Origin of the sequence: Streptomyces sp. GS7 (assembly GCF_009834125.1) — a bacterium.
GTDB lineage: Bacteria > Actinomycetota > Actinomycetes > Streptomycetales > Streptomycetaceae > Streptomyces.
Map to the genome: position 1 here is coordinate 4,085,632 of NZ_CP047146.1, position 15,599 is coordinate 4,101,230.

Annotated in this window: 13 protein-coding genes and 1 pseudogene; 5 read left to right on the forward strand and 9 right to left on the reverse strand. The window is 70.0% G+C overall.

Annotated features, from left to right (window positions below):
• The first annotated feature begins 645 nt into the window (after nucleotides 1–645).
• The gene (locus tag GR130_RS17960; protein ID WP_159505666.1) at nucleotides 646–1,098 is read left to right on the forward strand and encodes a universal stress protein; all 453 of its coding nucleotides are present in this window, start codon (nucleotides 646–648) and stop codon (nucleotides 1,096–1,098) included.
• Here GR130_RS17960 and GR130_RS17965 read toward each other — a convergent pair.
• The 7 genes from GR130_RS17965 to GR130_RS17995 form a co-directional block, all read right to left on the reverse strand.
• Nucleotides 1,092–1,991: a universal stress protein gene (locus tag GR130_RS17965; protein ID WP_159505667.1), complete on the reverse strand. Its 900-nt coding sequence runs from the start codon at nucleotides 1,989–1,991 to the stop codon at nucleotides 1,092–1,094. The genes GR130_RS17960 and GR130_RS17965 overlap by 7 nt on opposite strands.
• 210 nt (nucleotides 1,992–2,201) lie before the next feature.
• Nucleotides 2,202–2,447: an acyl carrier protein gene (locus GR130_RS17970; RefSeq protein ID WP_159505668.1), complete on the reverse strand. Its 246-nt coding sequence runs from the start codon at nucleotides 2,445–2,447 to the stop codon at nucleotides 2,202–2,204.
• Nucleotides 2,444–3,853 (reverse strand): 2-oxo acid dehydrogenase subunit E2, encoded by a 1,410-nt coding sequence (locus tag GR130_RS17975; protein WP_159505669.1) that lies wholly within the window; start codon nucleotides 3,851–3,853, stop codon nucleotides 2,444–2,446. The genes GR130_RS17970 and GR130_RS17975 overlap by 4 nt, the downstream gene beginning before the upstream one ends.
• 2 nt (nucleotides 3,854–3,855) lie before the next feature.
• Complete coding sequence (locus tag GR130_RS17980) at nucleotides 3,856–4,851, reverse strand: alpha-ketoacid dehydrogenase subunit beta (protein WP_159505670.1); 996 nt, start codon at nucleotides 4,849–4,851, stop codon at nucleotides 3,856–3,858.
• Between the two features lie 2 nt (nucleotides 4,852–4,853).
• Nucleotides 4,854–5,882 (reverse strand): pyruvate dehydrogenase (acetyl-transferring) E1 component subunit alpha, encoded by a 1,029-nt coding sequence (gene pdhA / locus GR130_RS17985; protein ID WP_443043619.1) that lies wholly within the window; start codon nucleotides 5,880–5,882, stop codon nucleotides 4,854–4,856.
• Nucleotides 5,879–7,672, reverse strand: coding sequence for an acetate--CoA ligase (gene acsA, locus GR130_RS17990; protein WP_159505671.1), 1,794 nt, complete (start codon nucleotides 7,670–7,672; stop codon nucleotides 5,879–5,881). The genes pdhA and acsA overlap by 4 nt, the downstream gene beginning before the upstream one ends.
• Nucleotides 7,673–7,828: 156 nt before the next feature.
• Nucleotides 7,829–8,287 (reverse strand): pyridoxamine 5'-phosphate oxidase family protein, encoded by a 459-nt coding sequence (locus tag GR130_RS17995; RefSeq protein ID WP_159505672.1) that lies wholly within the window; start codon nucleotides 8,285–8,287, stop codon nucleotides 7,829–7,831.
• A gap of 325 nt (nucleotides 8,288–8,612) precedes the next feature.
• On the opposite strand from GR130_RS17995, the gene GR130_RS18000 reads away from it, so the two are divergent.
• Nucleotides 8,613–9,485 (forward strand): universal stress protein, encoded by an 873-nt coding sequence (locus GR130_RS18000; RefSeq protein ID WP_159505673.1) that lies wholly within the window; start codon nucleotides 8,613–8,615, stop codon nucleotides 9,483–9,485.
• A gap of 79 nt (nucleotides 9,486–9,564) precedes the next feature.
• Here the strand turns inward: GR130_RS18000 and GR130_RS18005 are convergent, their stop codons facing one another.
• Nucleotides 9,565–10,332 carry an STAS/SEC14 domain-containing protein gene (locus GR130_RS18005; RefSeq protein WP_159505674.1) on the reverse strand — a complete coding sequence of 256 codons (768 nt, stop codon included), beginning with the start codon at nucleotides 10,330–10,332 and terminating at the stop codon, nucleotides 9,565–9,567.
• Nucleotides 10,333–10,613: 281 nt separating this feature from the next.
• Between GR130_RS18005 and GR130_RS18010 the strand changes: the two genes are divergently transcribed.
• The 3 genes and pseudogenes from GR130_RS18010 to GR130_RS41860 all read left to right on the forward strand — a co-directional run bounded on the left by GR130_RS18010 (nucleotide 10,614) and on the right by GR130_RS41860 (nucleotide 13,302).
• Nucleotides 10,614–11,279: a slipin family protein gene (locus GR130_RS18010; protein ID WP_159505675.1), complete on the forward strand. Its 666-nt coding sequence runs from the start codon at nucleotides 10,614–10,616 to the stop codon at nucleotides 11,277–11,279.
• Between the two features lie 292 nt (nucleotides 11,280–11,571).
• Nucleotides 11,572–12,372 (forward strand): universal stress protein, encoded by an 801-nt coding sequence (locus GR130_RS18015; protein ID WP_159505676.1) that lies wholly within the window; start codon nucleotides 11,572–11,574, stop codon nucleotides 12,370–12,372.
• A 380-nt stretch (nucleotides 12,373–12,752) separates the two neighbouring features.
• Nucleotides 12,753–13,302, forward strand: a pseudogene (locus tag GR130_RS41860) (MBL fold metallo-hydrolase RNA specificity domain-containing protein).
• A gap of 101 nt (nucleotides 13,303–13,403) precedes the next feature.
• Here the strand turns inward: GR130_RS41860 and ftsH are convergent.
• Nucleotides 13,404–15,215, reverse strand: a complete 1,812-nt coding sequence (ftsH, locus tag GR130_RS18025; protein WP_236573132.1) for an ATP-dependent zinc metalloprotease FtsH — start codon at nucleotides 15,213–15,215, stop codon at nucleotides 13,404–13,406.
• Between the last annotated feature and the right edge of the window lie 384 nt (nucleotides 15,216–15,599).

Here is a 15,599-nt window from a genome sequence, read left to right on the forward strand (position 1 = left end):
AGCACACCCGGGTCCGGCACGATCAGCCTCTCAAGCGGCGAAGGGGATCTCGCGTGCAGGCCGAGGCTAGCCACCACCCTGCGGCAAACCCCGGGCACATCACGAGGTCCCGATCCAGCCGGCCGCCAGCTCCGCAGCGTTCCAGACCACGGAACCAAGGCCGTTCCCGCACGCCGGGCCGACACACGCGCCCCTGGCAGAACCGGCTGCTGCCGCCTTCGACTGCAAGAGTTTCCCCGGGGGCGATCTCGGTGGCAGCTGGGAGCAGGTCGGCCCAGTGGGCGAGCCCTCGTAGACCGGGTCCTCGTCCCGGATCGTGAGGGCAGCTTCCTCGGCGGCCCAGCCCTCCGCGCGCCGCCTGGGCCGTCGATGCCAACGACCAGTGGCGTACTCATACAGTTCACCGCCTCACCAAGTGCACGGGCCAGTGGGCCGTGATGCGCTGCGGTGCTCGACCGTGGCACCCACCGTCCCGTCCTCGTCCGCTCGCGGCACCTCGCACGGAGATCGAACGGCCGTGCAGGGCCATGCGGCCCTGGTGCCATCGACGGCCGGCCCATGCGCCGTGCCACCCGCGCACGAGACGCTGAGGGCGAGGCGGCAGGGCGGGTCGCTGCCGCCGGAAAGCCAGGAGGCGGAGGTCCCATGAGCGGAGAGTCGAGGGAGCGGGGCCGCATCGTCGTGGGCGTCGACGGCTCGGAATCCTCGGAGGAGGCCCTGCGCTGGGCAGTGCGCCAAGCAGAGCTGACCGACAGCACCGTCGACGCGGTGACGGCATGGGAGTATCCGCCGCTGTACGGATCGATCGGCTGGATCGACGCACCGCAGGAACTGGCCAGCGATATGAAAGCCGCGGCGAGCCAAGCCCTCGACCATGCCGTCAAGGAGGCCGTGGCGCCGGAGCAACAGGCCCGGATCCACAGCGTCCTGGCGTACGGCACGCCTGCCGCGGTGCTGCTCGACCAGGCAAGGGGCGCCGATCTGCTGGTGGTCGGCAGCCGCGGTCACGGAGGCTTCGCCGGCGCTCTTCTGGGTTCCGTCGGTCAGCACTGCACCCAGCACGCACCGTGCCCGGTTGTCGTCGTTCGGCGTCAGTAGCCGTCTTTCCGTGGCTGCGGTACGGCGATGACGGGACATTGTGCGTAGCGCAGCACGCCCTGGCTCACCGAGCCGAGCAGCAAGCCGGTGAAGCCGCCGTGCCCGCGGGTTCCCACCACCAGGCACAGGGCGTGGGCCGACGCCTTGGCGAGTTCTTCCACCGGGTGGCCGAGGACGACCTCGTGGTGCAGTTCCACTTCGGGGTAGGTCGCGGTGCGGCCTGCCACGGTCTCGGACAGGAGGCTGCGGCATTCGCTTTCCACGGTGTGCGCGTCCCGCCCACGGAACCGCTCCGGGCTCTGTACGTACACGGCTCTCAGGACGGCGCCATGCAGGGCGGCGTGCTGGAAGGCGACGTCCACGGCAGCTGCGGAGTGCGCGCTGCCGTCGACCCCGACGACGACGTACGACGGGTCCTGGGTGATGTGTTCCGGTTCGGGTACCACGACAACCGGGCAGGAGGCATGAGCCATGACGGGTAGCGCGATGGACGCCGAAGTGAAGACTTCCTCCACCCGGCCCAGGTGACGGGAACCCAGTACCACCTCGGCGGCCTCACGGGCCTGTTCCCGCAGGACCCATGCCGGTGTGCCCTCGGCCAGCAGAGCCGAGAGCGGCACCTGCGGTTGCCGGTCCTCGACGAACGCCACCGCGCCCTGGAGCACGCGCTCGCCGGCTTCGTGCAGTGCCCGGTTCCACTCCTCCCATGACGGGTGTACTTCAGTCTTCCGGTAGCCACCGGTGGGTACTCCCTCGGCGTGGACCAGGCACAGCGGTGTCCGGCGGCGGGCCGCCTCGTCCGCTGCCCAGGCCAGAGCCATCCGCAGGGAAGGGTCCGGGTCCACGCCGACCACGATCGGCCGGCGAACCTGGTGAACTGCTGCTGAGGCCATTGCCATCTCCCTGGCTGCATTGTTTCGTCGTCCACTTCCGGAATCGCGCCGTCGACGGGGTACGGCACGACAGCCGGACGTGAGCGCGGGAATACACGGAAGAGCCGGGCCAGGCGCCCCCGCTTCCGACTGGTGACCGTCCTGTCCCCGCGCGGGGCTGGTGGGACAGGCGCCTTGCCATGTTTCCGCCTTCCTTGATGGTCGCGGCCGTCACTGCGCGTGGGCCACGAGAAACCTGGTGCTGTCCCCAAGCGTGGTGAGGTGCGCGGTGTCCTCGTCATCGATCCGAATGCCGGTGCGCTCTGTGAGGAGCTCGACGAAGCGCAGGAAGTCGAGCGAGTCGATTCCCAACGCATCCCGGAACGTGTCGTTGGGGCCCAGGGTGGTGATGTCGGCATCCGGTACGACATCGGCCAACGACTCCTTCACGATGTCCAGTGCTTCGTCGTGTTTCATAGCTCCTCCGGGTTCTGCAAGAGGCGGTCGACGGTGGTGAGATAGCGGGCCCCGACGGCACCGTCGGTTGCCCGGTGGTCGGCCGCGAGGGTGGCCGTGGCCACCGGCCGTACGCCGAGCAGGCCGTTGACCGCCCACGGTCGTTCGACGACCCGGCCGAAGCCCACCAAGGCCACTTGCGGTGGGTAGATCACCCCCAGGACCACCTCCACCCCTTGGTCACCGAGGTTGGTGACCGTGATGGTGGGGTCCGACACTTCGGAGCCGCGTAGCCGGCCGTTTCGGGCGCGGTCGACCAGGTCCTTCAGTTCAGCCATCAGCTCCGGGAGTTCGAGAGCGTCGGCGTTCCGCAGAACAGGGGCGATGAGCCCGCCGCCGCGCAGGGACACCGCCACGCCCAGGCGCACCTCGTCACCGGCGGTGAAGTGGCCGTCGATCCAATAGCCGTTCAACTCGGGTACCTCTCGGGCCGCCCGGGCCGCGGCTTTGAGCAACAGGGCTGCGGGGAGAAGGCGTTCGCCTACGGGGCAGTGGTGGTTGTGCTCGTGCGTCCAGTGCATCGCGGTGGTCATGTCGATGCTCGTGGACAGGTAGTAGTGGGGGATCTCCCGGTTGGCACGGGCCATCAGACCCGCGATGGCCTCGCGCATCCCTGTCTCCCTCCGGACCGCGGAGGGACGGGCAGGTGCGCTGCCGTCGGACTCGGGCTCGGCGGGTACCGTCGGGCCGGGAGCCGCCGCGCGGACGTCCGAGGCGCGGACGGTGCCGTCCGCGCCGGCGCCTGTCAGTCCGTGGAGATCGATGCCCAGTTCGCGGGCCAGTCTCCGCGCGTAGGGAGTGACCCGGGCGGGCGACCGCGCTGCCGCAGCGGTGCGCTGGACATCGGCACGGGTGACACGCCTGCCACGACCCGTCCCGTGGACGGTGTCCAGGTCAATGCCCGCCCGCTCGGCGAGGTGCCGGACGAGGGGGCCTTCGTCACCGTGGCCGTGGGGGTGGTCGGCGCGGTGGCGGTCGGTGAGAGCGGCCGTCGCCGCTGGCGCCGGTTGGGGCGTTGATTTCCGCCGTGGGGATTTCCGTGCCGTCGGTCCTGCCCCCTCTGGCGTCGGCAGGCGGGGGGATCGCGTGGGTTTCGCGGGCGCTTCCGGTTTCGTGGGTGTGCCGGCCTCCGCCCTCGGCTCGATCTGTGCGAGCGGCGTGCCCACCGGCACCGTCGTACCCGGGGGCACGAGCAGCTGCCCGATCCTGCCCGTCTCGAAGCACTCCACCTCGATCGTGGACTTCGCGGTCTCGACGACCGCGACCGGATCGCCTTTGCTAACGGGGTCACCGGCCTGCACCAACCACTCCTGCAACGTCCCCTCGTCCATGTCGGCGCCCAGTGACGGCATCGTGAACTCGGCCATCGTCAGTCCACCGCCCGATGCGCGGCCGCGACGATGTCGGCGGTCTGTGGGAGGGCGGCCTGTTCAAGCAGCCGTGCGTACGGGATGGGGACTTCCGCGCTGCACACCCGCTCGACCGGCGCGTCCAGTTCGTAGAGCGAGTCCTCGGCGATCCTCGCGGACACCTCCGCGGCGAGGCTGCCGCTGCGCCATGCCTCGTCGATGACCACCGCGCGGTGCGTCCGCGCCACGGAAGCGGCGATGGCCGCGTCGTCGAGGGGCCGCAGGGTGCGCAGGTCGACGACTTCGGCGTCGATGCCGTCGGCTGCCAGTGCGTCCGCCGCGGTGAGCGCTTTCGGGAGGGAACCGCCGTAGGTGATCAGGGAGACGGCGGTGCCCGGTCTGCGTATCGCGGCGTGGTCCAGGTCCACGGGGGTGGTGCGCGGGGCCAGTTCACCGGTGGCGTTGTAGAGGCTGCCGTGTTCGAAGATCAGCACGGGGTCGGGGTCATTCAGTGCCGGGGCGAGCATGTGGCGTGCGTCCTCGATTGTCGCCGGGGCGAGCACCCGGATCCCCGGGATGTGCGCGTACCACCCTTCGAGGCTGTGCGAGTGCTGGGCCGCGAGCTGCCGGCCGGCGCCCGTCGTCATGCGGATCACGAGCGGGACGGGCAGCTGACCGCCCGACATGTGCAACAGGGTCGCGGCGTTGTTGAGGATCTGGTCGAGGGCGAGCAGGCTGAAGTTGACGGTCATGATCTCGACGATCGGCCGCATCCCGTTCAGCGCCGCGCCGATGCCCGCCCCCACGAACGCGGACTCCGACAGCGGAGTATCACGGATCCGCTCGGGCCCGAACTCCTCCAGCAGGCCGAGGCTCACGCCGAAGCAGCCGCCGTACCGGCCCACGTCCTCGCCCATGAGGAAGACCCGGTCGTCGGCGCGCAGTGCCTCGCGCAGGGCCTCACGCATCGCCTCGCGGTATGTCGTCTTCCGCTCGTCCGGCCGGTCGGTGACCATGGTCACCTCACCTCCGAGGGAGCACTGGTGACATACCGCAACAGGTTGCCGACCGGCTCCTCCGGCGCCCGCTCGGCCGCGTCGACGGCGGCGTCGATCTCTTCGGTGATCCGGCGTTCGATCTCGGCGAGCTTCGCCTCGACCGGCTCGGCGTCCTCACGCATGCGGTCCGTGAGCCGGGCAATCGGGTCGCGCGTCTTCCACTGCTCGATCTCCGCCTTGTCGCGGTAGCGGTCCGGGTCGTACATGGAGTGGGCGCGGAAGCGGTAGGTGCGTATTTCGAGGAAGCGCGGTCCGCCGCCGCCCCGGATGCTTTCGGTGGCCCGGCGGGCGGCCCGCTCGACGGCTTCGACGTCCATGCCGTCCACCGCCCACGCCGCCATGCCGTAGGAGGCGGCACGCAGGGCCAGGTCGGTCTGCGCCTCGTGCCGTTGCAGGGCCGTGCCCATGGCGTACAGGTTGTTCTCGCACACGAACAGCAGCGGCAGACCCCACAGGGCGGCCAGGTTCGCCGTCTCGTGGAACTCGCCCTCGGCGTAGGCGCCGTCGCCGAAGAAGCAGCAGGTGACACGGAAATGCCCGCGCATGCGGTCGGCCAGCGCGAGCCCCGCGGCCAGCGGGAGTCCGCCGGCGACGATCGCGTTGCCGCCGTAGAAGCGGCGGCCGGTGTCGAAGAGGTGCATGGACCCGCCGCGGCCCCCGCTGCACCCGGTGGCCTTGCCGTACATCTCGGCCATGACGGCCTCGGCCGGGAGACCGCGGGCCAGCGCGTGGCCGTGCTCGCGGTAGGTGGAGACCACCGCGTCCTCGGCGGTCAGGGCTTCGTTGACGCCGACGGCGACGGCCTCTTCACCGATGTAGAGGTGGACGAAGCCGCGGATCTTGGCGGCGCTGTACAGCTCGACGCAGCGCTCCTCGAAGCGCCGGATACGCAGCATGGCGTGCAGCAGTTCGCCGCGGTGTTCGGCCCGGGCCGCCTCGGTCGCACCGATCGTGGCCTTGCGCTTGCGGGTGCCGCGGACGGGGGTCATACGGATCCCTCCAGCGTGGACAGGTCGCCAGTGGGCAGCCCGAGTTCGCGGGCGCGCAGCAGTCGGCGCATCACCTTGCCGCTTCGGGTCTTGGGCAGGTTCTGGTCGAAGGCGATCTCCCGGGGAGCGACGGCGGAGCCCAGCCGCCGGCGGCCGAAGGCCAGCAGCTCACGCTTGAGTGCGGCCGTCGGCTCGGTGCCGGGCCGCAACGAGACGAATGCCTTGACGATGTTCCCGGCCATGGGGTCCGGCCGCCCGATCACCCCGACCTCGGCGACGGCCGGATGTTCCATCAGTGCGCTCTCCACCTCGAAGGGGCCGATCAGGTGTCCCGCCGACTTGATGACGTCGTCGGCCCGGCCGACGAACCAGTACCAGCCGTCCTCGTCCCGCCTGGTCAGGTCTCCGGTGAGGTACCAGCCGCCGGCGAACGCCGCCTCGTAGCGCTCCTTGTCGTGCAGATATCCGCGGAACATGGAGGGCCAGCTGGGACGCAGTGCCAACTCGCCCGCCACGTTCGGGGTTTGGACCTCCTTCACCCTGCCATCGGTGATGAGCGCGCGGCCGTCCTCGCCACGCTCCAGCACCGTGGCCTGGACGCCCGGCAGTGGTCGGCCCATCGAGCCGGGCCGGATCTCGGAGGCGGCGAAGTTGGCGATCATGATGCAACCGGTCTCGGTCTGCCACCAGTTGTCGTGGACGGGCAGGCCCAGTGCTGACTGGCCCCAGACCACGGCTTCGGGGTTGAGGGGCTCGCCGACGGATGCGACGAAGCGCAGGTCCGGCAGGTCGTGTACGACGTGCGGGTCGCGGGATTGCTGCCGCGGAGCGGTGCGCATGAGCATGCGCAGTGCCGTGGGCGCGGTGTACCAGACGCTGACCCGCTGCTCGCCGAGGATGCGGTACCAGCGCAGGGCGTCGTAGTCCCCCTCGTCGACCACCACCGTCACGCCGTGGGCGAGCGGAGCGATGATGCCGTACGACATGCCGGTGACCCAGCCCGGGTCGGCGGTGCACCAGTACACGTCCTCGGGGTGCAGGTCCAGCGCGTAGGCGGCCGTGGCGTGGTGGGCGACGACGGCATCGTGGACGTGGATCGCGCCCTTCGGGGTGCCGGTGGTTCCGCTCGTGAAGTGCAGCAGCGCCATGTCCTCGGGCGAGGTCGGCGGGATGGCGAACTGCTCGGGTGCAGCGGCCATGAGCGCGTCGAACGAGACCGTACCGGGCAGCTCCTCGGCACCAGGCCCGACGATGAGAACGTACGCGAGCCCGGGGAGCTCCGGCCTGCGGTCCGCGACCTTGTGCCGGTACAGGGCGGCCGTGGTGACCAGCACCCGGGCGTCACCGAGCCGTAGGCGCTGTTCGACCGGGTCGGGCCCGAACGCGGAGAAGAGCGGACAGAGCACACTGGTGTTCTTCAGGGTGCCGAGCACGGATGTGTACAGCTCTGGACACCTGCCGAGCAAGGTGAACACCCTGTCACCGCGGCAGACTCCGAGGGACCGCAGGACGTTGGCGAAACGCGCCGTGCGGCGGGCCAACTCGGCGTACGTGACGGTGCTGACGGTGTCATCACGCGCGATGCACCGCAGCGCGACCTTGCCGCCACGTACCGGTCCCGCATGGCGATCGACGGCCTCGTACGCCATGTTCAGCCCGCGACCGCAGGGCAGACCGTCCAGGCTCGTCCGCGCCCGGGACCAGGTGAACTCCGAGCGTTCCCGTGCGTAGTCGGCGAGATTCGGCGCCACCTCCGGCGTGGCGTCCTTACGAATTGTCTCCCACGTCATCGCGGTTCCCTCCGGCGCCTCGCGCCATCTCCAGGATCACGGAACCCGCCGCTGCGCGCATGGGGCCGAAGGGCCTGGGGCAGGGGCCGGCCAGACCGCCAGTGGGATGTGCCCTCAGGGCGCTGTGCCCACCGGCTCTGACGGATGTCGTACCCGTCACGGGACGTCGGCCAGCGACGCCGTGCCCCGTTCGTTGCCGCTGTGTGGGTGCCCTTTCAAGAGCCGACCGGTCACCAGCTCGGGGGCGATCCGGATGAAGGCGTCCTCCGCCACGGCCACCCACGAGCGGAGCCCGACCGCACGCAGCCGTTCCTGCTCCCTCCGGTCAGCGACCAGCGTGGCTCGCCCGATCACGATGACGCTCCAGCCCGACTGCGCGGCCTCGTCGAACCAGTCCGCTTCGAAAGCCACGACGGCACCGTCGACGGCGTGTGCCATACGTGACATGGCCGACGTCCGGAGTACCACTGCGTGATCTTGATCCAGAGAGAAGTTGACCGGCAGGACGGCGGGCAGCGCCTCGTGCGTGTACACGATGCGCCCGATGGGCACCAGCGTCAGAAAGCGCAGGCACTCCTGCTGGTCCAATTGCCGAAGGCCGTCCTCCCACTGCATGCCCTCATCGTGTGCGCACCGTGCTGGCGCGGCGTTGGGCCGATGGTCCTCGCCTTTAGGGCAGGTCGGGCCGTCCCCGCGGGGCCGTACGCCGCACGCCTGGCCTTGTCCACGTCGGCCGGCACCTCAAGCGGTGATCCTCTACACGGCGACCGGCTGCGTCTTGGCACTCGCCTTTCGCCAGCTTGTCCACTGCCCGTTCGCCGTTGCTCCCCGCTCCTTTGGGCCAAGGGGCCCTGTCGCCGGCCGAACGGCGACAGCACGCTGGAAGGGAGGGAACGTGCTCGTTTCCCGCTCCGACTCGCGGCACGAGGGAGGCAACCGTATGCACCGCGTCGTCACTGTGGGCCTCGACGGTTCGGTCGAGAGCCTGGCGGCAGCACGCTGGGCCGCCGAGGAAGCCGCCCGTCGCCGGCTCACGCTGCGCCTGCTGCACGCCTGGCCCATGCTCGCGCCGGAGGCCGTGGAGATGCCTCCCGAAGCGGATCAGAACTACTGGGCGAAGCTGATCGTGCACGACGCCCACGCGGAAATCCGCGAGCACTACCCGGATCTCCCCGTCGTCGACGACCTGGTCGCATCGGACGCCGAGACCGCCCTGCTCAGCGCGTCGGCGCAGTCCCAGCTGCTGGTGCTCGGATCACGCGGACTTTCCGCCGCCGCAGGCTTCTTCCTGGGCGACACCGCTATGGAGATCGTGGCCCGGGCGGAACGGCCGGTGGCCCTGGTGCGCGCCGGCATGCGCCCGGTCCCGGATTCCGCTCGCCGTGCCGGCGGAGTGGTGGTGGTAGGGGTCAGCCTGCATGGGCGGTGCGACGACTTGTTGGAGTTCGCCTTCGAGTCCGCTGCCGTGCGCGATGTGCCCCTGCACGCCGTTCACGGAAGAAGCCTGCCGGTGGAGACGTATGCGCCGTGGGCCATGAATCCCGACGTCATCGAAGAGATCACGGAGGAAGCCCGGCGACGCCTGGACGAGGCACTCCGCTCGTGGTGCGAAAAGTTCCCCGGTGTGCGGGTGGTCGACAGCGTACTGCTGCAGAGTCCCGCCCGGGCCGTCGCACAAGCGGCCACGGCCGCCGATCTGCTGGTGCTCGGACGACGCAGGCAACGGCCCACCCTGGCACCACGGCTGGGCAATGTCGCGCACGCCGCGGCACACCACGCGTCGTGCCCCGTCGTCATCGTTCCCCACGACTGAAGAACCCGGGACCGGTCCAGTCGCGATGGCCTGTGGTCGTCCCGCCATGCGCGCTCCGACGACCCCTGGCGGTCAGTGGTCAGCGTGCCTCGCCCGGCCGTTGGGTCTCGGGGCCGGTGGCCCACGCGAGGGCGTCGTCGAGTTCGTCGTATGCGAAGCGTCGCACGTCGGCGTGGACGAAGTGGTTCGCCAACTGGGGCACCAACGCGGCGACCTTGCCGTCCGCCGCCAGCGCGATCCTTTCGACCTTCCGGCGGTGATCGCGGATGAACCGTGCATGGCGGATCAGGCTGCCGATGTTCTCCCAGCCGGGAAACTCGCGCGTATGGATGACGACGCCGGCCAACGCGTCGTGGGTCCGCAGCCAGTTGTCCGCGGTCGCGGCCAACGCATCGAAGTCCTGGGTACGCAGCGGGTGTTGGACTTCGACGACCAGCACACGGGAGTCGGTCAGGAGCCGGTGGGCGATGCCGGGGCTCTCGGGAAGCGAGACCAGCCACTGCAGGGCCTCGTCGCGTTCCCGGGTGCTGAAGACGTGCACGGGGCAGGGCATCACGAAGCGCGTCAATCGGGTCGTCCCACGGATCCAGCGCGCATCGCTGACCACGGCGCAGCCCTCGCACAGCCGCATCGCACTGGGGGCGATCTTGAGGTCTTCCCAGCCGGCGGCCGGCGTGAACGACCGGAACTCCGGCCCGATCTCGCACAGGACCCGAAGGCGGCGCCCCTCCCTGCGCGCGTCTTCGACGAGTGGCTCGACCACGGTCTCGTAGTCGCTCTTCGACACGGTCCCGATCGCTTTCACCACGTCGATGCCTGCCGGCGTTTCCCTGGTTCTCTGCAACATGAGGTTCCTCCCTCCGTACGAGAGCGACGGGACTCGCGCGGGCGTGGAACGTCGTACGGCGCCGCTCATTCGGAGCTTCGCCCTGTGTTCCAGTATTCCGCTTTCGTGGGCTCGCGCAGCCAGTCGAAGTCGAAGGGCGCGAGCCCCTTCTCCCGCGCCCGAGCCGGTCGGGCGGGGCCGGAATCCGGTCAGATCGACCCCGGGCCCAGGGCCGGAGGGCCCAAGCGTCAACGAACCGAAGCCCGGCACTGTGGAGCACGAGCCTCACGGAGGTGGGCGCCATGGCGAATCTCGGTGTCGCGATCGTGCGCCAGTACCAGCGCGGAGTGGTGTTCCGCTTCGGGAAACTGCGCGACGTCCGCGAGCCGGGCATTCGTTTCATGATCCCCTTGGCGGACCGGATGTGGCAGGTCACGCTGCGGACGGTGACCATGCCGATCCCGTCGCAGCAGGTCATCACCCGGGACAACGTCTCCATCGGCGTCGCGGCCGTCGCCTACTTCCGTCGTGTCGACCCCGTGAAGTCCATCGTGGAAATCGAAGACGTGTCGGCCGCCATCGGCCAGATCGCCCAGACCACCGTGCGCAACGTCGTGGGCCGGTCCCTCCTCGACCAGGTCCTCACCGACACCGAGACGCTGAACACCCGGATCAAGGACATCCTCGACGGCCTGACCCAGCGCTGGGGCATCTACGTCCTGCTGGTGGAGCTCAAGGACATCGAGCTGCCGCCCACGATGCAAAGAGCCATGGCACGCCATGCCGAGGCCGAGCGGGAGAAGCGCGCCAAGATCATTGCTGCCGAGGGAGAAGCACTGAGCGCGGACCGTCTCGCCGAGGCCGCCGTCGTCATCAGCGCCCACCCCGTCGCCCTGCAGCTGCGGAACCTGCAGATTCTCTCCGAGATCGCCGCGGAGAAGAACTCCACCATCGTCTTCCCCGCGTAGTTCCTGGAGAGCGCCCGCGCCTTGGCCCGATTCGTCGAGGACGAAACACAGCGCACCACCGCACCGCTGCCGGCACGACCTCCAGGAAACGAGCCGGTGTCCATGGCGGGAGCCACGGTGGCATGAGCGGGCCGGAGCGGGAGACGCGTTCGCTTGCCCGCCGCGGAAGGGCGCAGCGACCGACGCTCGGTGTAGCCGGCCGAAATCCTCATCTCGTCCTCCAGCGAAGCGGGCTGTGCGGGGGCAGGCCCGACGCTGGTCCAACGCCGGCGTCTCACGCAAGGGAGTGGCCATGACTGAACCGGTCGTCGTCGGGGTCGATGGTTCCGGGCGGAGTTTGCGGGCCCTGATTTGGGCGGCCCAGGAGGCCGCATCACGAGGCCGTGCTCTGCACATCGTTCACGTTCTGCCCCCGGCACATGAATACGCCACCACCCCGGCAGGGCATGCCTGGGAACTGGGCCAACGCGACAAGGGTGTGGTAGCCGAGGCCACCACGATTGCCAAGGAGGCGCATCCGGGCCTGGAAGTGACATCCGCGCTGCCCTCCGGTGCCCCGGCTGCCGTGCTGCTGTCCGAGTCGGAGCACGCACCCGCGCTTGTGGTCGGCGCCAAGGGCATGGGCGGATTCGGGAGCCTGCTGCTGGGCTCGGTGGCGTTGCAGGTCGTCGGGCACGCGGCGTGCCCCGTGGTCGTCGTCAACCACCTCAGCACCGGCCACCACCGCATTGTGGTGGGCACGGACGGCTCGGCTCACTCACACGCCGCCCTGGCGTACGCCTTCGAGCAGGCGTCCCTGCGCCGTGTCCCCTTGGTGGCCGTGCATGCTTGGACCCGCCCGGGGCTGCACGGTCTCGCAGTCGGCGACGCCCTGGACGAAGAAGTACTGGAGTGTGCGGTCGACGTCCGCCCCGGGCACTGTCCGGTGCTGCCGAGAGCGTCGGCGAGCCGGCCGACGGCGGCGGTGCCTGGGCGACTGTGTTCACCGGCGTGGCACGTCCCAGGAAGGGACGTCAACCGGACTGGGGTGTGCGGTGTGGGCGGACGACCGCCAAGGGGCATCCGGTGCCCGTGGACGCCGCCGTCGACGTGACCACCGGAACCACACCGACCCTCCGGCGCGCCGGCCACATCCTGGGCTCGACGTGGGCGCACCTGACCCTGGAGGACGGACCCACCCTCGCGGTGAGCGGCGATCTCGGACGCCCCGGACATCCCCTGCTACGCCCGGCGGAGCCGTTCTCCGGCGCGGACGTGTTGCTGGTGGAGTCGACGTACGGCGACCGCCGGCACGACGACGAAGCCGGTCGGGCACGGTTCTCCCACGTGCTGGCCCGCACGCTGCCACGCGGCGGAACCGTGGTCATTCCGGCCTTCGCCCTGGACCGCACGGAAATCGTCCTCAACGAGCCGGCCGCCCTGCGTATCCAGGGCACGCTGCCCAAGAAGGTCCCGGTGTACGTCGACAGCCCCATGGCTCTGAAGGCCCTGGACGTGTACCGGGACGCCATCGGCTCCCGTGCCGCCGAGCTGCTGCCGGACATCACGTTCGTGGGGGTGGCCGCGCTGAGTCCCGAACCGTTCACCGCCGCCCGCTCCGTCCAGGAGTCGATCGACATCAACCACACACACGGCCCGGCGGTCATCGTGTCGTCGGCGGGCATGGCGACCGGTGGACGCGTTCTGCACCACCTGCGGCGGCTGCCCGATCCGCGCAATGCCGTGGTGATCGTGGGGTTCGCGGCCGTGGGCACCCGCGCCCGCGACCTGGTGGACGGGGCCACCGCGCTCAAGACGTTCGGTGAGTACATCCCCGTACGAGCCGAGGTGGCGAACGTTCCGCGCTTCTCGGCCCACGCGGACGCGGCGCAGATCGTGGACTGGCTGCGCGCCGCCCCGCCACCCCACGTACCTGGTGCACGGCGAGCCGGACGCCTCCACGGCGCTGCGAGACCGTATCGCCCGGGAACTGGGCTGGCTCGCGGTCGTGCCACGGTCAGGAGAGAACGTCCTGGTCCGCTGAGCGCCGGACGGACCTCCCACGCGCTCACCCAACCCGGCCCGAGTCGCCGAGCGACTTCCGAGCGTGCGGCATGGAACGCATCCGAACGCAGTCGACCGCTGTCACGACGGCGTTCTGTTGTTGCCTGCCGTGGCGGCATCGCCATCAGCGGTTCGCTGGTGCTGTCGCAGTACTTCCAGGACGACGGAACCGGCGACGGTTTCGTGGGTGATGAGCCGCTCCGCCAGGGCGTCCAGTGCCGTGCGGTTTTCGCGCAGCAGGGCCACCGCGCGTTTCTCGGCTTGCCGGACCAGGCGGGTGGTCTCCTCGTCGACGATCCGCTGGGTCTGCTCCGAGTACGGCCGCTGCAGGGCTGCTTCGGGAGGCTCTCCGCCGAGGCGCTGAGGGGTCCCCGAGGCGTAGCCGACCGGGCCGAGGGCGGGGGACAGGCCGAAATCGCGGACCATGCGGCCGGCGATCTGGGTGGCGCCGGCCAGGTCGTCGGCGGCGCCGGTCGAGCCCTCACCGAAGGCGACGAGTTCGGCGGCCCGGCCGCCGAGCCGGACGGTCAGCAGATCGTTGAGGTAGCCCTCACTGTAGAGATGGCGTTCGGCTTCGGGGAGCTGCTCGGTGGCGCCGAGGGTCGGCCCGGAGGGCAGGATGGTCACCTTCGCGACCGGGTCCGCGTGCTCGCAGAGAGCCGCGACGAGGGCGTGGCCGGACTCATGGACCGCGACCGCGTGGCGTTCCTCGGGGAGCAGGGCGTTGGAGTTCTCCCGCCGGCCGAGCAGAACCCGGTCGCGGGCGGTGTCCAGATCCTGGGCGGAGATAATGGCACCGCCCGCGCGGACCGCGTTGATGGCTGCCTCGTTGACGAGGTTCGCGAGGTCGGCTCCGGAGAAGCCGGGCGTGGCTCGCGCGATCACGTTCCAGTCGACGTCGGGCGCAAGAGTCTTGCCCTGGGCGTGGACGGTCAGGATTGCCGCGCGCTCGACCTGGTTGGGCAACGGGACGGTCACATGCCGGTCGAAGCGGCCGGGCCGCAGCAGAGCCGGGTCGAGCGCCTCGGGTCGGTTGGTCGCGGCGAGCACCACGATGCCGCTGCTCTGGTCGAAGCCGTCCATCTCGGCCAGAAGCTGGTTGAGGGTCTGCTCGCGTTCGTCGTTACCGCCCAGGCGCACCCCGCCGCGCCGGCTGCCGACGGCGTCGATCTCGTCGATGAAGATGATCGAGGGGGCACGTTTGCGTGCGTCGGCGAAGAGGTCGCGTACCCGAGAGGCGCCGACCCCGACGAACATCTCCACGAATGCTGATCCGGTCACCGGCAGGAAGGGGACCTCGGCCTCGCCGGCGACGGCGCGTGCGAGCAGTGTCTTGCCGGTGCCGGGTGGCCCGACCATGAGCACTCCGCGTGGTCCCTTGGCTCCGGCCACCGCGTACCGCTCCGGGTGGCGTAGGAAGTCGACGACCTCGCTGATCTCCTGCTTGACACCCTCGTATCCGGCGACGTCGGCGAAGCGGGTGGTCGGACGCTCGGCCTCGATGATCTTCGCCCGGGACCGTCCGATACCGCTCAGTCCCCCGGACAGCGTGCGTGCCGCCTGCCGTCCGGTCCACAGGAACAGCGCACCGAGCAGTACCACTGGCAGGACGAATGCCAGCAGTGTCCCCACCCAGCTGCCGCCGCTGGTGGAGGCGGTGATGTCCACCTTCTCGGACCGCAACTGTTGCTCCAGGCTGCTGTTGTTCAGTGCGGTGGGGATCTGGGTGGTGAACTTCCGTCCATCTTTGAGGGTTCCGGCAACGGTTCCCTTGTCGTTGATGTCGACCGTCTTGACCTGGCCAGTGTTCACCTTGCCGAGGAAGTGGCTGTACGAGAGTGACGTTCCGAGCGAGGACTGGGAGCGCATCAGGAGGATGAGGAAGAGGATCACCAGGACGATGGGAAGCAGCCACGGCCGCCAGGCAGGAGTTGGTGGCGAGGCCGGTGGCTTGGGCGGTTCTCGTGGCGGCCCTGGTCTGGCCGACCTCGTGGGGTGTCGGCCTGGCAGGCGGACGGCTGTGATCACTGATGGCTCCCTCGATGCAGGCCATCCTTCGGCCAGGCTGTTTCCGCGATACGGAACGCTCTGGGCCGCTGCTGGCGCCTCTCTTTCACGGTCAACGCTATTCCCGTGTCGTGCAGCATGAAATGCGAAATGCGACAGCACGGGCCTTGCACCGCTCACACCGTGGCGCCGAGGCCGGCTGCCCGGCAGCAGGGACCCTCGGCCTTCCACTCACCGTTGGCCGGAGACCAGTCTGGAAGATGCTGATGT

What these genes read in the sequence shown, in the direction of transcription:
- GR130_RS17980 (WP_159505670.1), bottom strand. Translation starts at nt 4,851, where the DNA reads ATGGTCACCGACCGGCCGGACGAGCGGAAGACGACATACCGCGAGGCG.
- GR130_RS18005 (WP_159505674.1), bottom strand. Translation starts at nt 10,332, where the DNA reads ATGTTGCAGAGAACCAGGGAAACGCCGGCAGGCATCGACGTGGTGAAA.
- acsA (WP_159505671.1), bottom strand. Translation starts at nt 7,672, where the DNA reads ATGACGTGGGAGACAATTCGTAAGGACGCCACGCCGGAGGTGGCGCCG.
- GR130_RS17970 (WP_159505668.1), bottom strand. Translation starts at nt 2,447, where the DNA reads ATGAAACACGACGAAGCACTGGACATCGTGAAGGAGTCGTTGGCCGAT.
- pdhA (WP_443043619.1), bottom strand. Translation starts at nt 5,882, where the DNA reads ATGACCCCCGTCCGCGGCACCCGCAAGCGCAAGGCCACGATCGGTGCG.
- GR130_RS18000 (WP_159505673.1), top strand. Translation starts at nt 8,613, where the DNA reads ATGCACCGCGTCGTCACTGTGGGCCTCGACGGTTCGGTCGAGAGCCTG.
- GR130_RS17975 (WP_159505669.1), bottom strand. Translation starts at nt 3,853, where the DNA reads ATGGCCGAGTTCACGATGCCGTCACTGGGCGCCGACATGGACGAGGGG.
- GR130_RS18015 (WP_159505676.1), top strand. Translation starts at nt 11,572, where the DNA reads ATGACTGAACCGGTCGTCGTCGGGGTCGATGGTTCCGGGCGGAGTTTG.
- GR130_RS18010 (WP_159505675.1), top strand. Translation starts at nt 10,614, where the DNA reads ATGGCGAATCTCGGTGTCGCGATCGTGCGCCAGTACCAGCGCGGAGTG.
- GR130_RS17960 (WP_159505666.1), top strand. Translation starts at nt 646, where the DNA reads ATGAGCGGAGAGTCGAGGGAGCGGGGCCGCATCGTCGTGGGCGTCGAC.
- GR130_RS17965 (WP_159505667.1), bottom strand. Translation starts at nt 1,991, where the DNA reads ATGGCCTCAGCAGCAGTTCACCAGGTTCGCCGGCCGATCGTGGTCGGC.
- GR130_RS17995 (WP_159505672.1), bottom strand. Translation starts at nt 8,287, where the DNA reads ATGCAGTGGGAGGACGGCCTTCGGCAATTGGACCAGCAGGAGTGCCTG.